Origin of the sequence: Paraburkholderia sp. SECH2 (assembly GCF_030464795.1) — a bacterium.
Classification (GTDB): domain Bacteria; phylum Pseudomonadota; class Gammaproteobacteria; order Burkholderiales; family Burkholderiaceae; genus Paraburkholderia; species Paraburkholderia aspalathi.
In genome coordinates this window covers 299,237-323,576 of the sequence record NZ_JALPRH010000003.1, presented here as the reverse complement: position 1 = coordinate 323,576, position 24,340 = coordinate 299,237, and the positions used below count along the sequence as shown (strand labels likewise).

Annotated in this window: 20 protein-coding genes; 13 read left to right on the top strand and 7 right to left on the bottom strand. The window is 59.9% G+C overall.

The genetic code is table 11. The features are described from left to right. Positions 1–2 precede the first annotated feature (2 nt). Both M0D66_RS08580 and M0D66_RS08575 read left to right on the top strand, forming a co-directional pair. Complete coding sequence (locus tag M0D66_RS08580) at positions 3–2,240, top strand: FAD-binding protein (RefSeq protein WP_266210566.1); 2,238 nt, start codon at positions 3–5, stop codon at positions 2,238–2,240. Continuing rightward, a complete protein-coding gene (locus M0D66_RS08575) occupies positions 2,237–3,331 on the top strand; it encodes a hypothetical protein (protein ID WP_266210565.1) in 1,095 nt (364 codons plus the stop codon). Before M0D66_RS08580 ends, M0D66_RS08575 begins: the two co-directional genes overlap by 4 nt. An 84-nt stretch (positions 3,332–3,415) precedes the next feature. On the opposite strand, the gene M0D66_RS08570 is transcribed toward M0D66_RS08575, so the two are convergent. Together M0D66_RS08570 and M0D66_RS08565 are read right to left on the bottom strand one after the other, a co-directional pair. After that, positions 3,416–3,889, bottom strand: a complete 474-nt coding sequence (locus M0D66_RS08570) for a VOC family protein (RefSeq protein WP_266210564.1) — start codon at positions 3,887–3,889, stop codon at positions 3,416–3,418. A 124-nt stretch (positions 3,890–4,013) separates the two neighbouring features. After that, the gene (locus M0D66_RS08565; protein WP_200653665.1) at positions 4,014–4,898 is read right to left on the bottom strand and encodes a LysR family transcriptional regulator; all 885 of its coding nucleotides are present in this window, start codon (positions 4,896–4,898) and stop codon (positions 4,014–4,016) included. Between the two features lie 78 nt (positions 4,899–4,976). On the opposite strand from M0D66_RS08565, the gene M0D66_RS08560 reads away from it, so the two are divergent. Further along, positions 4,977–6,278 (top strand): aspartate aminotransferase family protein, encoded by a 1,302-nt coding sequence (locus tag M0D66_RS08560; RefSeq protein ID WP_200564889.1) that lies wholly within the window; start codon positions 4,977–4,979, stop codon positions 6,276–6,278. Between the two features lie 58 nt (positions 6,279–6,336). Here the strand turns inward: M0D66_RS08560 and M0D66_RS08555 are convergent, their stop codons facing one another. Next, a complete protein-coding gene (locus M0D66_RS08555) occupies positions 6,337–7,218 on the bottom strand; it encodes a LysR family transcriptional regulator (RefSeq protein ID WP_266210563.1) in 882 nt (293 codons plus the stop codon). A 123-nt stretch (positions 7,219–7,341) separates the two neighbouring features. On the opposite strand from M0D66_RS08555, the gene M0D66_RS08550 reads away from it, so the two are divergent. Both M0D66_RS08550 and M0D66_RS08545 read left to right on the top strand, forming a co-directional pair. Further along, complete coding sequence (locus M0D66_RS08550; RefSeq protein ID WP_054038300.1) at positions 7,342–8,661, top strand: MFS transporter; 1,320 nt, start codon at positions 7,342–7,344, stop codon at positions 8,659–8,661. Between the two features lie 44 nt (positions 8,662–8,705). Next, a complete protein-coding gene (locus tag M0D66_RS08545) occupies positions 8,706–9,950 on the top strand; it encodes a M20 aminoacylase family protein (RefSeq protein WP_200621782.1) in 1,245 nt (414 codons plus the stop codon). 700 nt (positions 9,951–10,650) lie between these two features. Here the strand turns inward: M0D66_RS08545 and M0D66_RS08540 are convergent. Together M0D66_RS08540 and M0D66_RS08535 are read right to left on the bottom strand one after the other, a co-directional pair. Further along, complete coding sequence (locus M0D66_RS08540) at positions 10,651–11,748, bottom strand: beta-propeller fold lactonase family protein (protein ID WP_266210562.1); 1,098 nt, start codon at positions 11,746–11,748, stop codon at positions 10,651–10,653. Positions 11,749–11,890: 142 nt separating this feature from the next. Then, positions 11,891–13,447 carry a methyl-accepting chemotaxis protein gene (locus M0D66_RS08535; RefSeq protein WP_266210561.1) on the bottom strand — a complete coding sequence of 519 codons (1,557 nt, stop codon included), beginning with the start codon at positions 13,445–13,447 and terminating at the stop codon, positions 11,891–11,893. A gap of 433 nt (positions 13,448–13,880) precedes the next feature. On the opposite strand from M0D66_RS08535, the gene M0D66_RS08530 reads away from it, so the two are divergent. The 5 genes from M0D66_RS08530 to M0D66_RS08510 all read left to right on the top strand — a co-directional run bounded on the left by M0D66_RS08530 (position 13,881) and on the right by M0D66_RS08510 (position 18,979). Further along, positions 13,881–14,489 (top strand): TetR/AcrR family transcriptional regulator, encoded by a 609-nt coding sequence (locus tag M0D66_RS08530; RefSeq protein WP_266210560.1) that lies wholly within the window; start codon positions 13,881–13,883, stop codon positions 14,487–14,489. 116 nt (positions 14,490–14,605) lie between these two features. Continuing rightward, the gene (locus M0D66_RS08525; RefSeq protein ID WP_266210559.1) at positions 14,606–15,415 is read left to right on the top strand and encodes an oxidoreductase; all 810 of its coding nucleotides are present in this window, start codon (positions 14,606–14,608) and stop codon (positions 15,413–15,415) included. A gap of 93 nt (positions 15,416–15,508) precedes the next feature. Next, on the top strand, positions 15,509–16,510 hold the full coding sequence (locus M0D66_RS08520) for an NADP-dependent oxidoreductase (protein ID WP_266210633.1): 1,002 nt from the start codon (positions 15,509–15,511) through the stop codon (positions 16,508–16,510). Between the two features lie 162 nt (positions 16,511–16,672). Further along, positions 16,673–17,974, top strand: coding sequence for a UDP-N-acetylglucosamine 1-carboxyvinyltransferase (locus M0D66_RS08515; RefSeq protein ID WP_266210558.1), 1,302 nt, complete (start codon positions 16,673–16,675; stop codon positions 17,972–17,974). Positions 17,975–18,019: 45 nt separating this feature from the next. After that, positions 18,020–18,979 carry an alpha/beta fold hydrolase gene (locus M0D66_RS08510; RefSeq protein ID WP_244179248.1) on the top strand — a complete coding sequence of 320 codons (960 nt, stop codon included), beginning with the start codon at positions 18,020–18,022 and terminating at the stop codon, positions 18,977–18,979. A 171-nt stretch (positions 18,980–19,150) separates the two neighbouring features. Here M0D66_RS08510 and M0D66_RS08505 read toward each other — a convergent pair whose 3' ends face one another. Together M0D66_RS08505 and M0D66_RS08500 are read right to left on the bottom strand one after the other, a co-directional pair. Beyond that, positions 19,151–20,392 (bottom strand): FAD-binding oxidoreductase, encoded by a 1,242-nt coding sequence (locus M0D66_RS08505; RefSeq protein ID WP_266210557.1) that lies wholly within the window; start codon positions 20,390–20,392, stop codon positions 19,151–19,153. Between the two features lie 64 nt (positions 20,393–20,456). Then, on the bottom strand, positions 20,457–21,245 hold the full coding sequence (locus tag M0D66_RS08500) for an ABC transporter substrate-binding protein (RefSeq protein WP_093633174.1): 789 nt from the start codon (positions 21,243–21,245) through the stop codon (positions 20,457–20,459). A 240-nt stretch (positions 21,246–21,485) separates the two neighbouring features. Here M0D66_RS08500 and M0D66_RS08495 point away from each other — a divergent pair, with 240 nt between their 5' ends. From M0D66_RS08495 to M0D66_RS08485, 3 genes are all read left to right on the top strand, one after another. Continuing rightward, positions 21,486–22,457 carry an ornithine cyclodeaminase family protein gene (locus tag M0D66_RS08495; RefSeq protein ID WP_200621779.1) on the top strand — a complete coding sequence of 324 codons (972 nt, stop codon included), beginning with the start codon at positions 21,486–21,488 and terminating at the stop codon, positions 22,455–22,457. Positions 22,458–22,601: 144 nt separating this feature from the next. Then, positions 22,602–23,246, top strand: a complete 645-nt coding sequence (locus M0D66_RS08490; RefSeq protein WP_200653693.1) for a transcriptional regulator — start codon at positions 22,602–22,604, stop codon at positions 23,244–23,246. Between the two features lie 42 nt (positions 23,247–23,288). Then, positions 23,289–24,101, top strand: coding sequence for an IS5 family transposase (locus M0D66_RS08485; protein WP_266210556.1), 813 nt, complete (start codon positions 23,289–23,291; stop codon positions 24,099–24,101). The last annotated feature ends 239 nt before the right edge of the window (positions 24,102–24,340 follow it).

Here is a 24,340-nt window from a genome sequence, read left to right as displayed (position 1 = left end):
ATATGGCAACGGTCAACGACGTCACTCAGCTGAACCGGATTCCTGTATTTTCAATCGCTACGCCCACCTCCACGCAGGAAGTCGTCGAGGCGCTCACCCAGACCAATCTGCCGGTGTCGGTAGGCGGCGGCCACTTCAGCATGGGCGGACACACCGCGAGTCCGGGCACTCTGCATCTCGATATGCGCAAGATGAACCGTGTACTCCGGTTCGAGCCGCACACGTCGGTGATTCGTGTGCAAGCCGGTATCCGCTGGTGCGATATCCAGCGGTTTATCGATCCGCACGGTCTGTCGGTCAAGATCATGCAGACCTATGCGAACTTCACGGTGGGCGGCGCGCTGTCGGTGAACGCCCACGGACGATACATGGGATTGGGGCCGGTCGTGCTGTCGGTACGGGCGATTACGCTCGTGCTCGCCAACGGCGAAGCAGTCAACGCCACCCCCACTGAGAACAGCGTGTTGTTCAACGCGGCGATCGGCGGATATGGCGGCGTAGGCATCATCACGGAAGCGGAGCTCGACCTTGTGCCCAATACGCGGGTCAAGCGCAGCGATCGCAAGATGCGCACTGCCGACTACAAGGCATGGTTCGATACCACCGTGCGCAGCCATCAAGACGTGATCTTTCACAATTTCGATCTTTATCCGCCGCGCTACACACGCGGCAGGGCGATCAGCTGGACCGTCACCGATGAGCCGGCCACGTCAGCGCGATTGCAGCCGCTCAGCCGCGGCTTTCTTGCCGCGAAATACTTTCTATGGGCAATCACTGAAACGCCGCTCGGCAAGTTTCGTCGCGAGTATCTGTACGACCCGCTGCTGCATTTCGGCAAGAAGGTGCACTGGCGCAATTACGAAGCCGGGTACGACGTCGCGGAACTCGAGCCAGTCGGGCGACGCCAGCGCACATATGTGCTGCAGGAGTACTTCGTGCCTGTAGACGCCGTCACGCGATTCGCCGAGGCGCTATCGGTGATTCTCTCGCGGCATCGGGTGAACGCGGTCAACATTTCGATCCGCCATGCGCTCGCCGACAACCGCACCGTCATGGCATGGGCGCGCGGCGAGACGTTTGCCTTCGTGCTCTACTACAAGCAGCGTACTCGCGAGAATGCCAAAGAGCGCGTTGCGGTATGGACGCGCGAACTGATCGACGCCGTGCTCGCCGTGGGTGGCACGTACTATCTGCCTTACCAGCTGCACGCAACGCGCGAACAGTTCCATCGTGCGTATCCGCGAGCGCGCGAGATGTTTGCGCTCAAGCGGGAGCTCGATCCGCAATACCGTCTGCGTGGCGCGCTGTGGGATCGCTACTATGCGCCTGAGCGAAGCACGCTCGACGCGATACCTGAAGTGACGGCGGCACAAGAGGACAGCAACAGCAACGGCACCCTGTTCGCCACGATCTATCGTAACGAGCGCGAAGCCGATCGTTTCTATGCATTCCTGCAGAATATTTTTAATGTGCTGCCCGAAGACCGTCTGCATACGTTGATCAAAACTTCGACAGCCGAACATACGGGCGACGAACGTATCTACCGCGCGATCCAGGCGGGGCTCAAACCGATCACGCCGCGCCTCGCGATGCTTACGCATGCGCTGCCGTCCCTCTCGATGCAGAAGGCTGAAATGGGCCGGCAAGCCGCCATGCTGCTGGGCGACTCACCGTTGCAGGACTATGTCGAGATTGGCACGACAGGGCGCTACGTTCGCGCCATGAAGAAGTATCTGCGGCTCAAAGGCAAGGTGACCCTGGTTCATGACGTGCGGCCGGGAATGAGCCCGGTCGATATTGTCGAGCGTGGGCAGATCGGCTCGATCGGCGAGTTCCAGCCGCTGAACGACTACGCGCCCATCGCGCTGCCTGCCGCTAGCGCGGACCTGGTGAGTTGCTTTGTCGGCTTGCACCACATGGCGCCGGCGAAGCTCGCGCCGTTTCTCGACTCGATTGCGAGAATCGTCCGCCCCGGTGGCTATTTCGTGGTCCGCGATCACGATGTCACGACGCCGACAATGGATGCATTCGTTTCACTTGCCCATACGGTTTTCAACGCGGGCCTCGGCGAAACGTGGGAAACCAACCGGTCGGAGTTGCGTCATTTCGCCGGCGTGGACGACTGGATTGCGCGCGTCGAAGCGGCAGGTTTTCGCCATACCGGCATGCGCCTGACCCAACAAGGCGATCCGTCGGACAACATCCTGATGGCATTCGTGCGCCATGGAGAGGCGGCATGATGCGGCCGTTGCGCAAGGCGCTTCTTACCGTCACCGTCACCGTCGGCGTCGCGCTCACACTCGCGATGCCGGTTGCGCATGCTGCAGCGTCCTCCGCGACGCCTGAGACACCAGCAGCCTCATACCAAAGCCCTGTGCCGACAGCGGATCGCCGCGGCACTGAGCAGACGCTGCTGACTTTTCCGGAGTGGTATCTCGTGCACAGCCCGGCGGAATACGCGCGAATCGTGCAACACGAACCGTCGCACGATTTTCCGTTTCTGGATCAGATCGCCCAACTCTGGTCGAGTTATGCGACCGTCACGCGTGAGCAGATGCATGACAACTATCCGCTCAATCCCGGTTACCACGTGATGATCTGGGTGATCGCATCGAGTACGACCGTGGAGTATGCGCTGCGCTCCCTCTATGAAAATACCGTGGGTCGCGCGAGCTGGCTGCTCGGTGGGAAAAAGCTGACCGATGAAGACCGCTATGGCGCCCAAGCGGCTCAGGAGTACGTGGACTTCATCCGTCAGGAGCCCTGGTACCTGTTCGATTTCGGCGCCCGCCTTCGCCATCTCTGGAGCGATGTCCCGATGTGGGGACCGGATCTCACACGCAAATGGGAACGCCGCTACGCGCTGACCACCGAATACGCGATCAAGGCCGTGTACGGAAAACTGATCGAGAAGGCGACGCGGGCCACCTACACACCGACCCTGATGACGACCGACGTGGTCGTCGACCGCCTGCCCGATGGGTGGTCGGCGCCGGCTCACGTCAGCGTGCTTGCCCGTCTGCCGGACGGTCGGGCGTTACTTGCGTTGCCGCGCTATTTCGACTTCAGGCTTGCGGCGACAGCGCTTGCGCAACAGGGCATTCATCTCACCGACATCGCCGGCAACACATCAGTCATTCTGGTCACGGTGTGGGCGAAAGACGACGCCCCGTTGCCCGCCGGTAGCGGTCGCGTATTGTTCGAGCAACCGCTGACCATGCCGGCCCATACCCGACGCGTGGCGTTGTTGATGCCGGTTCGCGACCTGTCCGATTTTCTGGCGGCAGCCGAAAAGAACGGACTGGTGACGGAGCACGTGTACGACTATTGAATCGGCAGAGGGTGCCGAGCGGCGGCTGGAAGCGGGCAAGCCTGACCGACGCTCTATAGCGCACACGATGCAAAGGACCTTCTGTTAATCCGCCGTCCCAAGATAAGCGGCCTTCAGGGCTGCCGCGTCGAACTTCACCATTTTCATCATCGCCTGAGCGACACGCCCTGCCTTTACCGGATCGGGGTCAGCCATCATCCTGATGAGTTCGCCTGGAACGATCTGCCACGAGACGCCGAAGCGGTCTTTCAGCCAGCCGCACGCCTCGGGCGAACCACCGCCCTCGAGAAAAGCATTCCAGTAGCGATCAACTTCTGCCTGATCGGCACAGTCGACCATAAGGGATATCGCGTGGTTGAACGGGTCGCCCCCGCCTGAGTTCATCGCAATGAAGGGTTGCCCAAAGAGAACAAATTCGACCATCTTCGTGGAACCGGCGGCCGGTACCGGTGTAACCCGATTGACGCGTGAGTCCGGAAAAATACTCGCATAGAAAGCAGCGGCCTCCTCAGCCTGATCGGAATACCAAAGAAAAGGCGTGATCTTTTGAATCGTCATGGCAAATCTCCTGTCAGTGGTGGCTGAATGCGGAGCTAAGCCGCATGCTGCCATTGAGACGACGAAGGAAGGCTATCAAAATCGACACGACGCGAAGAAAAATTTCACTTTCTACCCGCTGCGATCACAGCAACGGCAGCGTCAGCCTGATGTGCTCCGCGAATACCGTAATCAGATGGGCGGGACGCTCCCGCTCGAACTTCAGCGTAATGCCAACGGTGGGCAGGGACGGAAGCGCCGGATCTCCATTGAGTATGCAGAGATCCGGGGGAACTGCCGTCTGTGTGATAACGGCAACGGCCTGCCCCGAGCGGACCAGGGCCGTCAAACCGGCAAGACTGCTGCTCGCATAGGCGATGCGGTAAGCCCTGCCCGCGCGTTGCAGCGCTTTGCAGGCCGCCAGATGATCGAGCGTGTCGGGATCGGAAACCGCCAGCGGCAAAGGGTCGAAGTGCGCGGAATCCAGTCCCGGATAGCCCACCCAGACCAGCGGTTCGCGACGAATGATGTCGTCATTCGCCGCGTCGTCCGGCAGCGAGATCATGGCAAGGTCCAGCGCATGCATCTCCAGTTGTTCGAGCAATCGGGGAGTCGGGGCGCACATGACCTCCACCAGGGCATGCGGGTGCTGGCTCGAGAACTGGCGCAGCAAATGCGGCAGGAAAACGGCGGCGTAGTCGTCCGGGCAGCCGAAGCGGATCGTCCCCGACAGCCCTTTACCGGAAAGATCGGCCATCGCCTCGTCATGCAGGCGCAGGATGCGTTGGGCGTGGATCAACAGGCGTTCGCCGGGATTGGTCAGCACTACCCCTCGCCCCGTGCGCTGGAATAGCGGCTGATCGACGATTTCTTCGAGGCGCTTCATCTGCTGACTCAGCGCCGACTGTGTCCGGCCAATCCGGTTGGCCGCGCGACTGAGCGCCCGGACTTCGGCAATGACGATAAATGAACGCAGCAGATCAATTTCCAGGGAAAGACTCAAGGTATAAGCCCCGCTTCTATCTTCGATAAGAACTATTCGATTCTATGAAAGCAGAGAGCCATCTAGACTGCAAGTTATTCTCGCCACCCGCCCAGGAGAAACAAGGTGTCCCTGAACAACGATGCAAATTTCTGGCGCAATGCCAGGCAGCACCTCATCCGCTACGGCGGCACCTTCGAGCCGATGATCATCGAGCGCGCCCAGGGCAGCTTCGTCTATGACGCGGACGGCCGCGCGATTCTGGATTTCACTTCGGGGCAGATGAGCGCGGTACTTGGGCACAGCCATCCGGAGATCGTGTCGGTTATCAACGAATATGCCGGCAAGCTCGACCATCTTTTCAGCGGGATGCTGTCGCGGCCGGTGGTCGATCTGGCGACCCGGCTGGCCGAAATTACGCCTGACGGGCTCGACCGGGCGCTGTTACTCAGTACGGGCGCGGAGTCGAACGAGGCCGCCATTCGCATGGCGAAGCTCGTCACCGGTAAATATGAAATCGTCGGCTTTGCGCAGTCCTGGCACGGCATGACGGGGAACGCGGCATCCGCGACTTACAGCGCCGGTCGCAAGGGCGTCGGTCCGGCAGCGGTCGGCTCCTATGCGATCCCCGCCCCGTTCCCGTACCGGCCGCGTTTCGAACGAAATGGCGAATACGATTACCTGGCGGAGCTGGACTACGCCTTCGATCTCATCGATCGCCAGTCCAGTGGCAATCTCGCCGCCTTCATCGCGGAACCGATCCTCAGTTCCGGCGGCATCATCGAACTGCCGGTCGGCTACATGGCCGCACTAAAGCGCAAATGCGAGGAGCGCGGCATGCTGCTGATCCTCGATGAAGCGCAAACAGGTGTCGGGCGCACGGGCACGATGTTCGCCTGTCAGCGCGACGGCGTCACGCCAGACATTCTCACCTTGTCGAAGACGCTGGGCGCAGGTCTACCGCTCGCCGCCGTCGTGACCTCCGCACAGATCGAGGAGCGGGCCCATGAATTGGGTTACCTGTTCTATACGACCCATGTGTCCGATCCGCTTCCCGCCGCCGTCGGTCTGCGTGTGCTGGATGTGGTGGAGCGCGAGGGGCTGGTTGCGCGTGCGAACGTAATGGGCGAGCGACTCAGGCGCGGCCTGCTCGATTTGATGGAACGCTTCGAGTGCATCGGCGACATTCGTGGACGAGGGCTGCTTCTGGGGATGGAGATCGTCAAGGACCGCCGCACGAAGGAGCCGGCGGATGGGCTCGGCGCGAAGATCACCCGAGAGTGCATGAACCTGGGGCTCAGTATGAATATCGTGCAGTTGCCAGGTATGGGCGGTGTCTTCCGGATCGCGCCTCCGTTGACCGTGTTAGAGAGTGAGATCGACCTGGGTTTGGATCTGCTTGGGCAGGCGATCGAGCGCTCGCTGTAATCGCTTCGGTGTTCATAACAAACGGCCGGAAACGACATGTAATGCTCACACTTTCAAGTCACCCTGCCACAACCTTGATGAACTCTTCCAGCACAGGATTGACCGTGTCGGTTCGCCAGACAAACTCGACTGGATAAGATAGGGTTAGGTCCGCATGATCCATCAGAACAACCTGATTCGGGCAACTATATATGGACGCCTCAGGAACGATCGCGTACCCCATGCCCGCTGCCACCAGGCCGAGTATCGTCGATACGTCGCCACCGATAGGCACGATATGCGGCGAAAACCCGGCAAGCTGGCATTGATGAATCAGAAAATCGTAGTACGCCGGCGCCACTTCCCTTGCGAACCACATGCATGGCTCGTCCTTGAGGTCGGCTAACCGTTCCGGTATGGCGGGCGCAGACCCGTCGCCAGGGCGCGGCATCGCGAGCTTGAGACGGCAGTCGAACAGATGACACGCGGAGAAAGTCGGATCGCGCGCGTCGCGCCACGCGAGAAATCCGCCGTCGAGGCTGCCATCCGAAATCCGCGCCAACTGCTTCGCTGCCAGCGCCGGTTCGAGCATGATCGTGACATCGGGATGAGTGATCTTGAAGTCACGAACCGGCTTCAGCGTCGCGGGATGCCAACTGTAGTTCGGCGCAAGTCCGATTCTCAACGCACCCGATTGGCCTCTCGCAATGCGCACGAATAAGTCGCGCGCCGCTTCCACATCGTTCAGTACACGTCTCGCGTCGATGGCAAACTGCGCGCCCGGAGTGGTCAGTTGCACGCCCTTGGCGTTGCGATGAAACAGGTCGCTGCCCAGTTCCTCTTCGAGATCGCGGATCTGCCGACTCAATGCCGGCTGAACAATATGGAGTCGTCGCGCGGCCTCCGCTACGCTGCCGCAATCCGCTACGGCAAGAAAATATCGAAGGTGTCGGAGTTCCATGTCTTATCGGGTTGGGCATGCCTATGCTTCAAAAGTATAGCTGCCATTTTTGAAGAGTATGCGTGCCGCGGCACGCCTCGCGCTTAGTGTACTGACACGCATAACTACACGTGAGCAGACAAAATGGCGAGTGTGAAAGCGGTCGGTCATCGACCAGACAGGGTGGCGGTGCCCAGCCGACGCGCGGTTGCAGCGGCATCGGTGGGTAATGTTCTTGAGATTTACGATTTCATTGCCTATGGCATTTTCGCGGTGCCCATATCCAGGACGTTTTTCCCCGCCAGTTCCGACTTCGCCGCGCTGATCCTGACGTTCATCACCTTCGCGGTGGGCTTCCTCGTGCGGCCAGTGGGCGCGCTCGTACTAGGCCGATACGCGGACCGCGCGGGTCGCAAGAAGGCTTTGAGCCTCACGCTGCTGCTCATGGCTGCCGGTACCGTTGTGCCAGCCGTGTGCCCGTCGTTCGCGAGCATCGGCATTGCCGCGCCGCTTGTCATCGTGCTTGGCAGATTGATCCAGGGCTTTTCGGCCGGCGGCGAGATCGGCGGCACGGTAGCGATGCTGGTCGAGAACGCGCCACCGTCGCGTAAGGGGCTGTTCGGCTCCTTCCAGCAAATGTCTCAAGGCGGCGGCACGCTGATCGCCGGATTCGTCGGACTGGCGCTAACGAGCCTCTTTACCCAGGAGCAGATCTTCGGCGGCGCATGGCGCCTGGCGTTCGCCTTCGGCTTGTTGATCGGTCCGGTCGGCTGGTACATCCGGCGCTCTGTCGATGAAACACCGGTCTTCGAACAATCTCAGCGTTTGCCGCGCCGAGCCCTGTGGACGCAACTGGTCGAATACCGGAGCCAGGTGGCAACCGGTGTGGCAATCATGGTGTTCTGGACCATCGCCACCTACGTTTCGAATTACTTCACGACCTACGCTGTTCGCGAGGTTCATCTAAGCCTCTTTGACAGTTATGTCGGACAGGTCAGCTATGGCATGGCAATGATGACGATGTGTCCCATCATCGGTCATCTGTCGGACCGGATCGGCACCCGTACACCCATGCTGATCGGTGCCGCGCTCACTGCAATCGCCGCCTATCCGCTGTTCGTGCTGCTTTCCCATTACCCAGGACTCGCTACGCTCGTAGCGGTGCAGGTCACCATCGCGATCCTGCTTGCCTGCTACGCCGCTTGTGCATCGAGCGTGCTCGGTGAGGTCTTCCCGACGGAATTTCGCGCAACCGGCGTCGGTTTTGCTTATGCAATCGGCGTGACGGTGTTTGGCGGCTTTACGCCGGTCGCGGTGACTACGCTGATCGGTTTCACCGGCGATCGCCTTGTGATCGGGTACTACCTCGCGGCCGCGGCGTTGATCAGCTGCGTGCCGGTGCTGTTTATGAGCAAAGGCAAAGGCAACCCGGAACCGGACACTGCCCAGGCCCAGCTCGAGTAATTGCATCGCCCAGTCGCATGCCCTAAAAACAGATCTCATCAAAATTGAAAATGATTTACGACGAATCGATTATCGCCTTTGAACCCGAACTGATCCGTATCCGGCGACATCTCCATGCGAATCCCGAGCTCCGTTTCGAAGAACAGTGGACGTCCGACTATGTCGCCAGTCTTCTTGACGACTGGGGAATACCGGTCGTTCGAGGGATCGGCGGGCATGGACTTGTCGGTGTTCTGCGTCACGGAAAGAGCGAGCGCTCCGTTGGTTTGCGCGCTGACATGGATGCGCTGCCGATGCACGAAGCGAACACCTTCGCGCACGCGTCGCGTTACGCGGGCAAGATGCACGCGTGTGGCCACGATGGACATACCGCCATGCTGCTCGGCGCGGCGCGCTATCTTTCCCAGCATCGACAGTTCGACGGCACCGTAAACTTCATCTTTCAGCCTGCAGAGGAAGGCGGTGGCGGCGCGCGTCTGATGATCGAGGACGGCCTGTTCAACCGATGCCCAATGGACGCCGTGTTTGGCGTTCACAACTGGCCGGGCATGCCAGCGGGCAATTTCGGCATCCGTCCGGGTGCGTTGATGGCGTCGAGCAACACGTTCGAAGTGCGCATAAACGGACGCGGCTCGCATGCCGGGCAGCCACATCGTAGTGCGGATCCTGTCATGGTCGCTGTCCAGATCGCGCAAGCCTGGCAGACGATCGTGTCGCGCAACGTCGATCCAAACGAGTCGGCTGTGTTGTCAGTCACGCAAATTCACGCTGGCAGCGCGGTGAACGTCATCCCTGAGCAGGCTATGCTCAACGGCACCGTACGCAGTTTCAGCGCCGATGTGCTCGACATGATAGAAAGCCGCATGCGCACAGTGGCGGAAGGTATCGCCGTTGCATTCGATATCGAGCTCACGTTCAATTTCACGCGCATCTACCCAGCGCTTGTCAATCACGCGGCGGAAGCCGCGCTCGCTGGCAACATCATGCGCGACCTGGTAGGCGCCGCGAGCGTGGACGAAAACGTGGAACGCACCATGACGTCGGAGGACTTCGCGTTCTATCTGCTGCACAAACCCGGCGCCTATGCGTTCATCGGTAACGGCGACGGCTCGGCGCGCTTGCCCGGACAAGCGAGCGGCCTCTGCCAGTTGCACAGTGCGAGCTATGACTTCAACGACGCGCTGCTGCCTCTTGGCACGTCGTACTGGGTCGCGCTTGCGCACGCCTATCTCGGCCATCCGGGCGCAAAGGCAAAAGCAGGCTCAGCGGAAAATGAACTGTCGGCTTGACCCAACACACATGTGTTGACACGCGTTCCAATTGCAAAGAAACTTGACCCCATGCTGACGCTAAACCTCTTCTCCTTCGCGTTTCAATGCCACATGGCAGTCCGTTCGGGCATGCCATCGGAGGCCAACGCGCGTTAGATAAGCAGGAACGCAGCTCAAAGGCCTCGCCGACAATACGGTTGAGGCCTTTTTTGTTTGTGGCGTCTCCGTGATCGGCATCACCAGCGGAGATGAACATGGACGAAAGAAGCCCAAAGTTGGCCCCATCCGGCTTGCCTGCAATCGACGATTGCAGCAAAGACCGCGTCGCAAGTACTGCGATCTACCCAACCCGGGGCCCTACGTCGGCAACGCGTTGGGAAACGGCCGGCGAATGGCACGATAGCGGATGCGATGCACGTATTCGCTTCGCCCGGATGTTGTACCCGTACGAGTACTGGAATCTTCCGATGCAGGAAGGCCACTTCGGCCGGCCAGTCGTTTCGTTGATTTCAGAGGATGACCCACCGGCAACGACCGGGCCACCGTTCCTCGACATTCTTGCGACTGTGGGCCGTTTGTGGCGGCTGGCGACTCGCAGGGCACACGCCATCGGGAGAGCCACCTCTGCGCTCTTCGGCAAGCAGTCGCAGGATTGACTAACGTGTTGACGTTCCGCGCGACAGTGCTGCGCTGTCGCGCGGAACCTCATCCGCAAAGCTCAGTTGCCGTTTGATCCCTCGAACTCAACGATCTCGATCCAGTTCGCGCCCTTACCCACAGGGTACTGTCCAATCAAAGCCAGCGCGCCGGAGTCGCGATCAATGCGGTAAGCGCTCATGGTTGACGACAGCTGTCCGACTGCAAGCAGATACTTGCCCGACGGATCGATATTGAATCCGCGCGGCTGCTTTTCTGTCTGGTACGTGCCGATGCGCGTCAATTCACCTGATTTCGCGCTCACCCGATAAACAGCCAGCGTGTTGGACGTGCGTTCAGAGGCGTACAGGAAACGCCCGTCTGGCGTGACGTGCACGTCCGCACCCCACGGCTTGTCGCCGGAAAAATTGGGCGGCAGGATGGAAATGGTCTGAACGGGTTTGACCTTGTCATGCGTGCCATCGAAGGCGAGCACATGCAGTTTGCCGTCGAGCTCATCGATCAGATAGACAAAGCGATGATCCGGCGAGAACACAAAGTGACGCGGCCCCGACTTCGGAGGCAACGAATAGGCGGGCGCGGCGTCTTCGGTCAACTGACCGTTCGACGCATCGAATTTCAGACGCAACCAAGCATCCGAGCCGAGTACCGATGCGAAGACATAGCGATTGTCGGGCGCATTGCGGATGGCGTGAGCCATTGGGCCGGTTTTGACGGTTTGCTGAACATCACCCGCCACGCCATTTGCGGCGATACGGTTCACCGCCAGAAGGTTTCCGCCATACGATGCGGAAAAGAGGTAGCGGCCGCTCGCATCCGTCGATACGTAGGCCATGCTCTCCGCAAGCGGCGCCCTGCCCAGTTCGATCAGCCGGCCGTCGAGCGGATTGACCGCGAAGCTCACCACGCTATACGGCTTGGAGCGTAACCCTGCATAGAGCCGGAGATGGTCGGGCGAAAGCGCCATCGGCATGACGGTGCCACCAACCGGTACTGTCTCGACTGCGGCAAGTGAGCCGCTCGATTTGTCGAGGCTGAAGACAGAGATGTCCTGACTGTCCGCATTCGATACGTAGGCATACGTAGCAGCCTGCGATACGCCCGATCCCAAAGCACCCGCAAACAGAACTGCTGCGACCAGGGTGGCCCTAACGCTCATCGTGACACTCCGTTGAAATGGTTGAATATGAACATCCAGCATCGGCCGCCTCGTTTTTTCGAAAGAATCTCGACGGCCGGTGGCAGCGCGTTGCCGCCCCGGCACATGCGCGATCTATGCTTTTACTGGATATGGATGCGGGTCAAGCCCGATTGAGGCGGAATGCGGAAACAGCATCCGTCATCGCTTGCGCCTGCTGCTCAAGTGCGCTCGCGGCGGCGGCGGCCTCCTCGACTAGCGCGGCGTTCTGCTGCGTTACCCGGTCCATCTGGCTGACGGCCTGCCCGACCTGCTCGATGCCGGAGCTCTGCTCAACTGTCGCCGAGGTAATCTCGGCCATGATGGTGGCAACGCCTTGCACCGCGCCCACAATCTCACCCATGGTCTGCCCGGCCTGAACAACGAGTTCATTGCCATCGCGGATATCGTTGACGGACGCGGCGATCAGCGTTTTGATCTCCTGTGCCGCGGCAGCGCTGCGCTGCGCGAGCGTGCGCACCTCGCCGGCGACAACCGCAAAACCACGGCCCTGCTCCCCTGCTCGCGCGGATTCGACCGCCGCATTCAAGGCCAGAATGTTGGTTTGAAATGCGATGCTGTTGATCATGCCCGTGATCTCGGCAATCTTGTTCGAGCTGGCCGTGATTGCCGTCATCGTTTGCACAGCCTGCTGCACGACGTTGCCACCTCGCTGTGCGACGTCCGCCGCGTTGGCGGCGAGCTTGCTCGCCTGACGGGCATGGTCGGCGTTCTGTTTGACGGTCGAGGTCAGCTCTTCCATGCTGGCCGCCGTTTCTTCAAGCGATGCAGACTGCTGCTCGGTTCTACTCGACAAATCGAGGTTGCCGGCAGCGATCTCACGCGCACCACCGTGGATGGCTTCACAGTTCACGCGCACATTCGATACCGTCTTGGCCAGGCTCGTCTGCATCTGCGACATCGCCGTAAACAGCTGCCCCAACTCGCTCCTGCCTCCTTCCGGAATCGATACGGTCAGGTCGCTTCCTGCGATACGGTTGAGCAACTCAGAGGCAATCTGCAGCGGACGGACCACGATCTTGCGCAAAGCGAAATGCGCGGCGACGATCAATGCAAGGGCCAGCGCCACGCCCGCCGCCACCATCGTGACAACCCAGGTGTATTCACGATCACCTTGCGCGGCGGAATCCTGGGCAAGTGCTTCAGCGAGCTTCTGGAACTTCTCGACATTGGCCGAATAGGCGACGCCGGCCTGCGTGATGTCTTTGTCGTTGATCGATACGTATGCATTCGTATCGCCCCGCTGCAAGGCGTCGAACGCGGCATGCAGAATCGTGGCTAGAGCATTGGAAGAATCGAAAAGTTTCTGCTTCAGCTCGTCGTCCTGGCCCGCAAATTTATCGGCATCACGAAACATCTTGGTTTCGCGGTCCGCACGCTCCAACGTCGTGGCGGCACTTTTGAGCGCCGAGTCGCGGGTCGCTTCGTCATTGCGCTCTTTCAATGCGGAATACGCACGCGTCAGCGCGGCGCGGGTGCGTGTGGAGTCTTTATAGGCATCGTTGACCAGCACTTCCTGGCTGGCGATATCGTGCAGACGCCGAGCGTTGTCGTTAGAACGGCCAAGCGCCAGCACCCCCACTACGCCGCCGATCAGAATCATGCCCGCGAAAAGCACGAGAACGGCAAGGAGACTGTTTCTTATTGTGAGATTACGCATGCCTACCGATCCAGTTAACCATTGTTCGTTTGTTTACGACATAAACAACGCAAAACCTGAGCCTTCGACCTCGCAAGATTGCGGTACAGACCGCGGCGGGACATGGCGTCGTGCGGATCCATTTCGAAATACGTCATCATACAAGATGAATTGACCCTTTGTAGAAATTCTTTAATGCGTATTCACCCGAATTTTCCCCTTTCGCTAAATTTCAATTCCTTTCAGCGCGATAGCAGCCGAGATCCCATTTATAAGACGTCATATATCTATCAGGCCTCCCACGATCACCGATATCGCAAACGAAGCAACGCGCCCACGCACTCATTATCTTTACAGCCAAGACGCCGAAGCTGGTTGCACTGCTCAGCGCAGTCTGACGAACATTGACCGTCATCGACATGGTCTCGCCCAGCAAATTGCGTCGAAATGTTATATGATGGTCATCATGAAAACGCCGTCAATCAATCGGAAGGCTGTCAGCCGCAAAGAAATCACGCACGAGCGCATCGTCGAAGTTGCCGCGCGCGCAATCCGGCGCAGCGGGTACGACGGCACAGGCGTGGCCGACATCATGAAGGAGGCTGGCCTTACTCATGGCGGCTTCTATGCCCATTTCCCATCGCGCGAGGTGCTGCTTGCCGAAGCGGCTGACCGCGCCGGTGCTGAAGCCGTAGCCCTGTCGGAACATATCGCCGCCTCGGTCCCGCCTGAGGATGCATTGCCGTCGATGGTGCGCGCCTATCTGTCGAAGGAGCATTGCGAAGACATTGAGAATGGCTGCCCGGTCTCCGCCCTTGGTTCCGAGATGCCGCGCCAGGCGCCGGTCGTGCGGCGCGCAGCCACCCGCCGCATCAAGGAGATGATCGATGTCATTGCGCGCCAGTTGCCCGATTGGGGTCAGCCGGGCGCGCACGAGCAGGCGCTTGTCACGGCGGCCACCATGGTTGGCACCATGGTGCTGGCGCGCGCCGTCGACGACCCGAAGCTGTCGGAAGATTTTCTTGAAGCCGCATTGAAAAAACTCACGCCGACTGACGCGTAAATCCACCGGCCCGGTGTCGGTTTTTGTTGGATCGAGAATATGATGAACATCATATTTTAGCAAGATGAACACTCACGCAAGCACCTGAAGACAACCCTCAATATCGGAAGGACATCATGGAAACTGGAATAGCGCTCGTGACTGGCGCCTCGTCAGGAATCGGCGAAGCCACCGCCAAGCGGCTCGCGAAGGCTGGATACAAGGTCTACGGCACCAGCCGGCGCGGCGCACAGGCCGGCCAGCGGACGTTCGGGATGCTGCCACTGGACGTGACTAGCGATGAATCCGTCGAAGCTGCCGTCAAGGAAGTACTGCGCCTGCACGGCCGCATCGACCTGCTGGTGAACAACGCTGGTTTCGGCGTGGCGCCTGCCGCTGCGGAAGAGAGTTCGCTTGACCAGGCTCGTGCGATCTTCGATACGAACTTCTTCGGGATCGTCCGCATGACGCGCGCCGTGCTGCCCCATATGCGGCAACAAGGCAGCGGCCGCATCATCAATATTGGTTCGGTGCTGGGCTTCTTGCCGATGCCCTATATGGCGCTGTATTCCGCCACCAAGCATGCGGTCGCGGGCTATTCGGAATCGCTCGATCATGAGTTGCGCACGATGGGCATCCGGGTCTCCGTCATTGAGCCCGCCTACATCAAGACGCCTTTCGACGCGAACTTCATGGAGCCGGACGTTCCCCTCGACGACTACCTTGAGATACGCACGGCCATCGCGAGGCGTGTGAAAGAGGTTGTCGAGAGCGCTGACGGTCCGGAGGTTGTGGCCGAGACCGTACTGCGGGCCGCCATCGCGGCTCGCCCGAAACTTCGCTACACAGCCGGTGGACTCGCCGCCCGTCTGCGATTGCTGCGCAGGTTTGCGCCCGCCGGCCTTGTGGATGCAGGTATTCGCAAAGACCTGCGACTTCAAACTTGAACGGCATGACTGCGTTGCGATCGATCTGGAACGCTGCATCCCCTACTCCCCGCGAAGCACTCTGACTCAACGAGAAACGTACAAGGAAACATGATGAAAGCTTTTGTTGTCGATCGATACGGACGCAAGAATGACTTGCGAGCCGGCGAAATGCCGGTCCCGGAGCTGCGCGAGGACGACGTATTGATCCAGATCCACGCCGCGGGCGTGAATCCGCTCGATGCCAAAATCCGGGACGGCGAGTTCAAGCTTATTCTGCCTTATCGTTTGCCGCTGATTCTGGGTAACGATCTGTCCGGGGTGGTCGTCCGCGTTGGATCGCGCGTTCGGCAATTCAAGCCAGGCGATGAGGTCTATGCCCGACCGCACAAAGATCGCATCGGCACTTTCGCGGAATTCATTGCGGTCAAAGAAGACGGCGTGGCGTTGAAGCCCAAATCACTCGCCATGGAGGAAGCAGCCTCGATCCCGCTGGTAGGCTTGACCGCGTGGCAGGCGCTAATCGAAAAAGGACAACTCAAGAAAGGGCAGAAAGTGCTGATCCATGCAGGCTCCGGCGGCGTCGGCACATTTGCCATTCAACTGGCGAAACATGTCGGCGCGACCGTCGCAACGACAACGAGCGCGCGCAATGCTGAACTGGTGAAGCAACTCGGTGCGGATATCGTCATCGATTACAAAAAAGACGACTTTGCTGACATCCTGAATGGCTACGATCTCGTGCTCGACACGCAGGGCGGCGATACGCTCAAGAAGTCACTGCGCGTGCTCAAACCAGGTGGCAAACTCATCGGAATCGCGGGACCGCCCGATCCCGACTTTGCCAAAGAGATGGGCGCTTCGTGGTTCCTGAAAACGGTGATGCGTCTTTTGAGCTATCGCATCCGGAAAACCGCAAAACGTCATGACGTCAGCTATTCATTTGTGTTCATGCGCGCCAGCGGAGACCAACTGAGCCGGATCGCTGCACTGATCGATGCAGGGTCCATACGGCCAGTGATCGATCGAATCTTCCCGTTTGCGGCCACCAATGAGGCCTTGGCTTACGTCGAAACCGGGCGTGTAAAGGGTAAGGTTGTCATCAAGATCCAATAGAAGGCTTGGACCGGCCGCGGGCCATTGCCCGCGAGATGCTGGATAGACTGTTTTAAGAAGCTACAAGAAAAAAACGGCCCCGGAATCCCGAAACATCCTCCGCACGCCATCCAGTGGCATGATAGTGGCCTCGCTTCTCAATCCACCAGCTCTCTCCCGAACATGTCGAACCTGATCGTACATGGTGGTCTCCCGTTACGCGGCGAGATCGTGCCATCCGCCAACAAGAACGCCGTCCTGCCTATCCTTTGCGCCACGCTGCTGACCGACCAGCCACTGCGTCTCATCGGCGTACCCGAGATTACCGACGTCAAGAAGATCCTCGATATCTTTCGTACGCTCGGCAGCAATGTGTCGATGGACTTTGCCACCGGCATTCTCGATTTGCATCACCACGCCACGTCCTTCGATCCCGTCGCGCACAGGCTGCCGGAGGAGATGCGTTCTTCGATCATGCTGGTGCCGCCGTTGCTGGCGCGTTTCGGCGTCGCACGTCTGGAAAACGACGTGAAGGGCTGCACGTTGGGCGTACGTGAGATCGATCCGCACGTTGAGGTGTTCGAGCGCTTCGGCGCGGGCATTGAGCGCACCACCGACTCGCTGATCGTGCGCGCGGCCACTCAAATGGCGGCGAATCATCATTGGCTGGACTACGCGTCGGTCACCACCACGGAGAATTTCGTGCTTTGCGCGGCGTCGGCCAACGGTACGTCGACCTTGGTCAATGCAGCATCGGAACCGCATGTGCAGGAGTTTTGCCGTTTTCTGGCAATGCTGGGTGTGCCAATCGACGGTATTGGCACATCGCGCCTGAGCGTGGAAGGCGGCCATAAACTCGGCGGCGGCGAGTTCCGGTTCAGCGAGGATTTCCACGAAATCGCGACCTTTCTCGCGCTTGGCGCAATCACCGGGGGCGACATCAAGGTCAAAAACAGCGCGCCCGATCAGTTCCCGCTTATCGATCGAACCTTCGCGAAGTTCGGCGTACAGGTGGAACACCGCGATGGCTGGTCGCATGCCGTTCGGGAGGGTCCGTTACGAGTGCGCCGGCCTTTCACGCAGAACATCCTCACCAAGGTGGAAGCGGCGCCCTGGCCGTATCTGCCCGTCGATCTGCTCCCCATCTTCATCGCGCTTGGCGTGAAGGCGGAAGGCAGCGCGATGTTCTGGAACAAGGTCTATGACGGCGCGATGGGTTGGTCCGTTGAACTCTCCAAGTTCGGTGCGCACGTGTTTCTGTCGGACCCTCATCGTTTGATCACTTTCGGCGGACTTCAGTTAAGTCCCGCGAAGGTCGAGAGTCCGTACATCATTCGCGTGGCGATTGCGCTGCTCATGGTCGCCGCAAGTATCGAGGGGCGCTCGGAAATCACCAATGCGCTGCCAATCCGCCGTGCACACCCCAATTTTGTGGAAAACCTGCGCTCGGTGGGCGCGCGCGTGGAATGGACCAGCAGCGAATGATCGTCTAAGGCGATCCGCCAGAACCCGAACATCATGGAGCAAACCTTGCACGAACTTCGCCTCGAGACACTGCAGGTCGGTGCACTGCGCATGCGTGTGGCCAGCCAGGGCAGCGGCCCGCTGGTGCTGCTATGTCATGGATTTCCGGAATCCTGGTACGCCTGGCGGCACCAGTTGGCGGCGCTGTCAGCCGCCGGGTTCCGCGCCGTCGCACCTGACATGCGTGGCTATGGCGGCACCGATGCGCCGCCGGACGCGGAGTCATACACGATGCTGCATCTCGTCGGCGACATGGTCGAGCTCGTCAATGTTCTCGGCGAGAGTGAGGCGGTGATCGTCGGCCACGACTGGGGCGCGCCGGTGGCCTGGAACGCGGCGATGTTACGGCCCGATCTGTTCCGTGCCGTCGTTGGCATGAGCGTGCCGTTCCATCCGCCTGCGCGGGAGGACTTGCTCAGTGCGCTGGAGCGGCAAGGTGTGCAAACGTTCTACATGCAGTATTTCCAGACACCCGGCGTAGCTGAGCGCGAATTCGAGGCTGATCCCGAAGCCACAATTCGACGCGTCACGTTCAGCATGTCGGGCGATGGGCCCGACCACGTGGTGGCGGGCATACTCGCGCCCGGCACAAGTTTTCTCGACAACACAGTGGACCCCGAGACGCTGCCAGCCTGGCTAAGCAGTGAAGAAATCGCTTACGTGGCAGGCGAATTCGCGCGCACCGGTTTCCGAGGTGGGCTGAACTGGTACCGCAGCATTCGGCGCTCATCGGAACTCATGGCCGCTTGGCGAGGCTGCGTGATCCGGCAGCCATCGCTATTCGTGGCCGGCGCGGAAGATGACGTCCTTAAGTTTCCGGGCGCCCAGGCCCGTATCGCGAATCTGGCACGCGTACTGCCCGGACTGCGCGGATGCCATATTCTCGACGGCGCGGGTCATTGGATTCAGCGCGAGCGTTCGGCGGAAGTGAGCGAGTTGCTGGTTGCGTTCCTGAAGGGGCTGTAGGCAGCGCGCATCCCCTGCTCGATCGCGTGCAGCCTACAGCGATCAGAACCTCGCGAGGAATTCCGAAACCTTCGCCAGCCCCGTTTCAAGTACGTTCCGGTTGTTCGCATACCCGATACGCGATGATTCGTGACGCAGTGATTTATGGATGAAGCGGGTCCACCACGCCCTCTATCGGAATCGCTCGGGACGGAACGGATGGGGATCGGTAAAAGGCTCGCCCCCCGTCATCATTTCCGCCAGCAAACGCCCTGTCACCGGACCGAGCGTCAATCCGTGATGGTTATGCCCGAACGAGAACCACAGCCCTCGATGGCGAGGCGCGCGCCCAATGACAGGCCGCATGTCAGGCGTACACGGCCGCAACCCGAGCCATGGCGCGTCGTCGACGCGGCGGCCCAGTCCGAATATCGGCCGGGCCACGGCTTCCGCGCGGTCCAGTTGAACGCCCGTCGGCGGCGCATCGCGCCGGGCGATTTCCACGCCGGTAGTCAGCCGCAGGCGGCCTTGCATGGGCGCGACCACATACCCTTTTTCCGTGTCGACCAGCGGTACCGAGAGCATCGATTTCGTGGCCTCGTAGTGCATGTGATAGCCGCGCTTTGCCCGTAGCGGTATCCGATATCCGAGCGGTTCAAAAACCTTGTCGGACCAGGGGCCGAGCGCTACGACCACCTCTTTGGCACTGATCCTGCCTTGCGACGTCTGCACAGTCCATGCATCGGCTTCCTGACGTACCGTGACCGCCTCGCCAGTGAGCAGCGCGCCGCCGCCCTCCTCGAACAGCCGCGCATAGCCCTTCGTCAACGCACCCGGGTTGGAGATGCTCCTCGGGTCCTGCCAATGCAATGCACCGCAAAAACCCGGCGCGATACCGGGTTCGCGCGCCGCCAGTGCATCGGCATCGCACGGCACCACGCGCAGTCCGTATGTCCTCGCCGTGACTTCGGCGGCCGATGCCTGCCGTTCATACTCCGAGCGGGTGCGAAATGCCTCGATCCAGCCACCGTCGTGCGCGAGGCCTTGGAGGCCGGCACGCTCGATCAGCACATCGTGCTCGGCAACGCTTCGCCGGATCAAGGGCAGCATGTCGCGCGCGGCAGCTTCGAGCCGCTCAGGAGACGACTCCCACCAGAATCGCGCGAGCCACGTCGCGAAAGACGGCAGCGCCTTGTAGTCCCAGTAAAGATCGGTCGACTGATTGCGCAGGTAGCGCAGCAGCGTACCGAGATCGCGCGGAAAGCCGTAGGGAACCACCGACGAGCTTTCGATCAGTCCGGCATTGCCGAAACTGGTCTCTTCGCCGGGGCCGCGCCGATCGACGAGCCCCACGCGGCGACCGCGATCCTGCAGATGCAGCGCGGACGACACGCCGACAATCCCGGCTCCCAACACGATCACATCGAAATCCATAAGCTCGCTCGAATGATCATTTCGGATCCCGATGCGATTCGGCTTGCATCGGGTCATGAACCGGTTACTTCGCGATGATGTCGCGCTTGAAATACTTCTGCGACAGGTTGCTGAGCGTGCCGTCTTTCTTTAGCGCGGCGAGCGCGGCATCGATCTTTCCGGCCAACGCCTTGTCGCCCTTGCGCAAGCCAAAGCCCGTGCCTTCGCCAAGCGTTGCCGGATCGCTGAGCGGCTGGCCGACAATCGCATAGTCGTGACCCGACGGCTTGTTCAGGAAACCATCCTCAACAGTCTGCGCTTCCTGGACGGCGGCATCCAGGCGTCCGGCAACGAGGTCGGCGTACACCTGATCCTGGTCCTGATACGAAACGATCGATACACCGGCATTCGCCCAGTGGCGCTTAAGGAAATCTTCCTGCGACGATCCCTGCAGAACGCCGACGCGTTTGCCCTGCAGGCTCTTCACATCCGGCAACAAGGACGAACCACGCTTCGCCACCATCACGATAGGCACCACGTAGATCGGCGGCGTGAAATCGATGGACTGTTTGCGCTTGTCCGTAATGTTCATCGCGGAATTGATGACGTCGAATTTGCGCGCCTGTAGTGCCGGAATCAATCCGTCGAACGAATTCTCCACCCACTCGCATTTCACGCCCATCTTCGCGCAGACCGCGTTGCCGACGTCGACGTCGAATCCCTGCAATTGCCCCGTCGGCGACTTGCTTTCGAACGGCGGATACGCGGCCTCGATGCCGAAGCGCAAGGTGCTTTGAGTCTCGGCGCTGACAGTGCCAACCGAACCGATTAAAGCGGCAGCGACGAAAAGTGAGAGTGAAAGCTTCAGACGCATGGTGGTTCCCTATGAAATTGGGGTTCACAAAATTAGGGCACGGGGCGGTAACTGACGGCGCGACCTCGAGAAGATGCATGAGGTGCCAGAAAGGCCTGTTCTCACACTCGTTCTGGAATGACAGTCTATTCTGGACACTCACAAATGCAAGCGATTTTCAAAATAAAAGTCCAGACTGGACTTTTTGACTTTAGAATTGGGCTGACGCCGCTAGCCGGCAACGATGTGGAGAGCAGGCCCATGAGCAGCACAGACAAAGAATTCCCGTTGATCGTCCAGCAGGACGCGGTGCGTAAAGCACTGTCCCACCTCGACGTGCGCGGCGCGTTGACACGCATGTTTCTCTCGCTTGCCAACGACTCCGCGGTGCAGCCGCCCCAGACCTTCACCCCGTTTCCACAAGGGGCTGGCGATTTCATTACGTACTTAGGGGTCCTGGCGGACGCCAAGGTATTCGGAGCAAAGATGTCTCCGTACATCGTGACCGAAGCGAAACCGGTCATTACGGCATGGACCGCACTGATGTCCATGGAAACGGGGCAACCTTTGATGTGGTGCGATGCGGGTCTGCTCACCAACGAACGCACAGCCGGCGCAACGGCACTTGCGGTGGAACACCTTGCGGCGCCCGACGCACGCCGGCTCGCCATCGTCGGCGCGGGTGCCGTGGGGCAGGCGCATTTGCGTCACCTTGCACCGCTGCGAGCGTGGGCCTCGATCAATGTGTTTTCACCCGAGCTTGCGAGCAACGAGGCAAAGCGCGCGGAGGTCGCCGCCCTTGATGAACGCGTGCGGATTTGCACCCACCTCGATGAGTGTGTGCGCGATGCCGACGTGATCGCCTTGTGCACATCCTCAGGCACGCCTGTACTGTCGGACAACCTGCTGACTAAGCCAGCACTCATCACGTCGATCAGCACGAATGTCGCCAATGCGCATGAAATTCCACCGGCGTGGATTCAAGACATGGACGTCTATTGCGACTACCGGCGAACCACGCCCGCCAACGCAGGTGAAATGAAACTGGCGGCGCAACTGCATGACTGGTCACCAGAAAGCGTTCTGGGCGATTTGCCCGAACTCGTATCCGGCAGAGCCAGGAAACCCTCCTGGCGGCGGCACGTTTTCTTTCGCTCAATCGGACTCGGACTGGAAGATGTAGCGATCGCCTACGCGTTGTTCAGGCACGTGAGCGGGCAACCGATCGGTTGAACCAGACCGATGCGGCGGTGCGTGGGTTGCCGCAAACAGAGGTGAATATTGCCCGTGGCAAAATAGTGCATCGCACGAACATGCGTTGCACATTGACGCACACGCCGGCAGACTCGGCCAAACCGAAAAATCTCATGCTTCCCTATGCGAAAGACTAAGATCACACCCGCGCGCCGGCTTTTGCTGGATCGCTACGGCCGTGTCGCCGACGGTATTGCGCTGCTCTTCTTTCCGTACGTCGAGATCGTCATTCATGACCTGCATAGCCAGACGATCGCGTACATTGCAAACAACCTGTCAAAGCGTGAGCTGGGCGACGAATCGGCGCTGGAAGAGATTGATCATTCAGCGCAGTCAGGCACGATCGGTCCGTACGAAAAGATCAATTGGGATGGCAGACGAATGCGCTGTGTCAGCACGGTGCTCTTTGACGACGCAGGCGCGGCTGTCGGCGTGATGTGCGTCAATTACAACATCGCCGTCTTTGAGGACATGAAACATGTCATCGATCGCGTGGTGTCGGGCGCAGGTCTGGTGAAGCAGCCTGAGGAGCTGTTCAAGGACGACTGGCAGGAACGCATCAACACGTTTCTCCATGCATGGCTTCAGGAACGCCAGCTGGCACTCAACTCCCTGACCCGGGAACACCGTCGCGAACTTGTCGAGGCGCTGTGGGAAGAAGGAGCCTTCAAAGGAAAGAGCGCGGCTAACTATGTTGCCAACGTTCTGGGCATGGGCCGTGCGACTGTATATCAGCATATAAGGGATTTACGCGGCGCCGCAGCCTAGAGCGTGTTAGGCACCTTGTGTGAGACCTGGTATCCTGGCGGGATGAAAAGAGCAGACCGCAAAGGGTATCCGACCGATGTGTCGGACGAAGAATGGAGCTTCGCGGCACCCTATCTGACGCTGATGGACGTCACCGCGCCGCAGCGCAAATACGAACTGCGCGACATGTTCGATGCGTTGCGCTGGATGGCTCGGGCCGGCGCACCGTGGAGGATGCTGCCCAATGATTTCCCACCTTGGGAATTGGTGTATCAGCAGACCCAACGCTGGTTACAGGCAGGTTGTTTTGAGCACATGGTCAGCGACTTGCGCTCGGTGATACGCGTGGCACAGGGACGGCAAGGACAGCCCAGCGCGGTCATCCTGGATGGCCGCACGATACAGTCGACCTGCGAGAGCGGACCACGCGCGGGCTATGACGGTTATAAGCGAAAGCGCGGCAGCAAGGTCCATATTGCGGTGGACACCCTGGGACAGTTGCTGGCGGTACATGTGACACCGGCCAATGAGCAGGAGCGTGTGCAGGTAGCAGAGCTTGCGCGTCAGGTCCAGCAGGTAACGGGACACACGGTCAAGGTGGCATTTGCCGATCAGGGATACACGGGCAAAGAGCCAGCGCAGGCCGCACTCGATGAAGGCATCGAACTGCAGGTGATCAAACTGGAGGAAGCGAAAAAGGGCTTTGTACTGCTACCCCGGCGGTGGGTGGTCGAGCGCAGCTTTGGCTGGCTCAACCGTTTCCGCCGTCTCGCACGTGACTATGAACGTCTACCCGAAACGCTTGCCGGGTTGCATTTCGTGGTCTTCGCAATGCTCATGCTCGTTCACGCGGTGCCAGTACTTCCAAGTTCCTAACACGCTCTAGGCTGAATCGGATTTAACGGCTGGCGACCGCCGACTGCGGCCTCTGATATTTTCAGAAGACAACGGCACGATATATCAGGCGCTAATTGCACGACCGATATACCACCGATTCAAATCGCAGTCCGCTATACTTTCAATTGTCTTAAGGTAGTCCGCTACGCGGTATGTTTGGCCAAGCATAACCGCATGGTGTCGTGTCCGAGTCGGCTGATCCAAGCCTCAATCGCTCG

What these genes read in the sequence shown, in the direction of transcription:
- M0D66_RS08580 (WP_266210566.1), top strand. Translation starts at nt 3, where the DNA reads ATGGCAACGGTCAACGACGTCACTCAGCTGAACCGGATTCCTGTATTT.
- M0D66_RS08575 (WP_266210565.1), top strand. Translation starts at nt 2,237, where the DNA reads ATGATGCGGCCGTTGCGCAAGGCGCTTCTTACCGTCACCGTCACCGTC.
- M0D66_RS08570 (WP_266210564.1), bottom strand. Translation starts at nt 3,889, where the DNA reads ATGACGATTCAAAAGATCACGCCTTTTCTTTGGTATTCCGATCAGGCT.
- M0D66_RS08555 (WP_266210563.1), bottom strand. Translation starts at nt 7,218, where the DNA reads ATGGAACTCCGACACCTTCGATATTTTCTTGCCGTAGCGGATTGCGGC.
- M0D66_RS08550 (WP_054038300.1), top strand. Translation starts at nt 7,342, where the DNA reads ATGGCGAGTGTGAAAGCGGTCGGTCATCGACCAGACAGGGTGGCGGTG.
- M0D66_RS08540 (WP_266210562.1), bottom strand. Translation starts at nt 11,748, where the DNA reads ATGAGCGTTAGGGCCACCCTGGTCGCAGCAGTTCTGTTTGCGGGTGCT.
- M0D66_RS08535 (WP_266210561.1), bottom strand. Translation starts at nt 13,447, where the DNA reads ATGCGTAATCTCACAATAAGAAACAGTCTCCTTGCCGTTCTCGTGCTT.
- M0D66_RS08530 (WP_266210560.1), top strand. Translation starts at nt 13,881, where the DNA reads ATGATGGTCATCATGAAAACGCCGTCAATCAATCGGAAGGCTGTCAGC.
- M0D66_RS08525 (WP_266210559.1), top strand. Translation starts at nt 14,606, where the DNA reads ATGGAAACTGGAATAGCGCTCGTGACTGGCGCCTCGTCAGGAATCGGC.
- M0D66_RS08520 (WP_266210633.1), top strand. Translation starts at nt 15,509, where the DNA reads ATGAAAGCTTTTGTTGTCGATCGATACGGACGCAAGAATGACTTGCGA.
- M0D66_RS08515 (WP_266210558.1), top strand. Translation starts at nt 16,673, where the DNA reads ATGTCGAACCTGATCGTACATGGTGGTCTCCCGTTACGCGGCGAGATC.
- M0D66_RS08505 (WP_266210557.1), bottom strand. Translation starts at nt 20,392, where the DNA reads ATGGATTTCGATGTGATCGTGTTGGGAGCCGGGATTGTCGGCGTGTCG.
- M0D66_RS08500 (WP_093633174.1), bottom strand. Translation starts at nt 21,245, where the DNA reads ATGCGTCTGAAGCTTTCACTCTCACTTTTCGTCGCTGCCGCTTTAATC.
- M0D66_RS08495 (WP_200621779.1), top strand. Translation starts at nt 21,486, where the DNA reads ATGAGCAGCACAGACAAAGAATTCCCGTTGATCGTCCAGCAGGACGCG.
- M0D66_RS08490 (WP_200653693.1), top strand. Translation starts at nt 22,602, where the DNA reads ATGCGAAAGACTAAGATCACACCCGCGCGCCGGCTTTTGCTGGATCGC.
- M0D66_RS08485 (WP_266210556.1), top strand. Translation starts at nt 23,289, where the DNA reads ATGAAAAGAGCAGACCGCAAAGGGTATCCGACCGATGTGTCGGACGAA.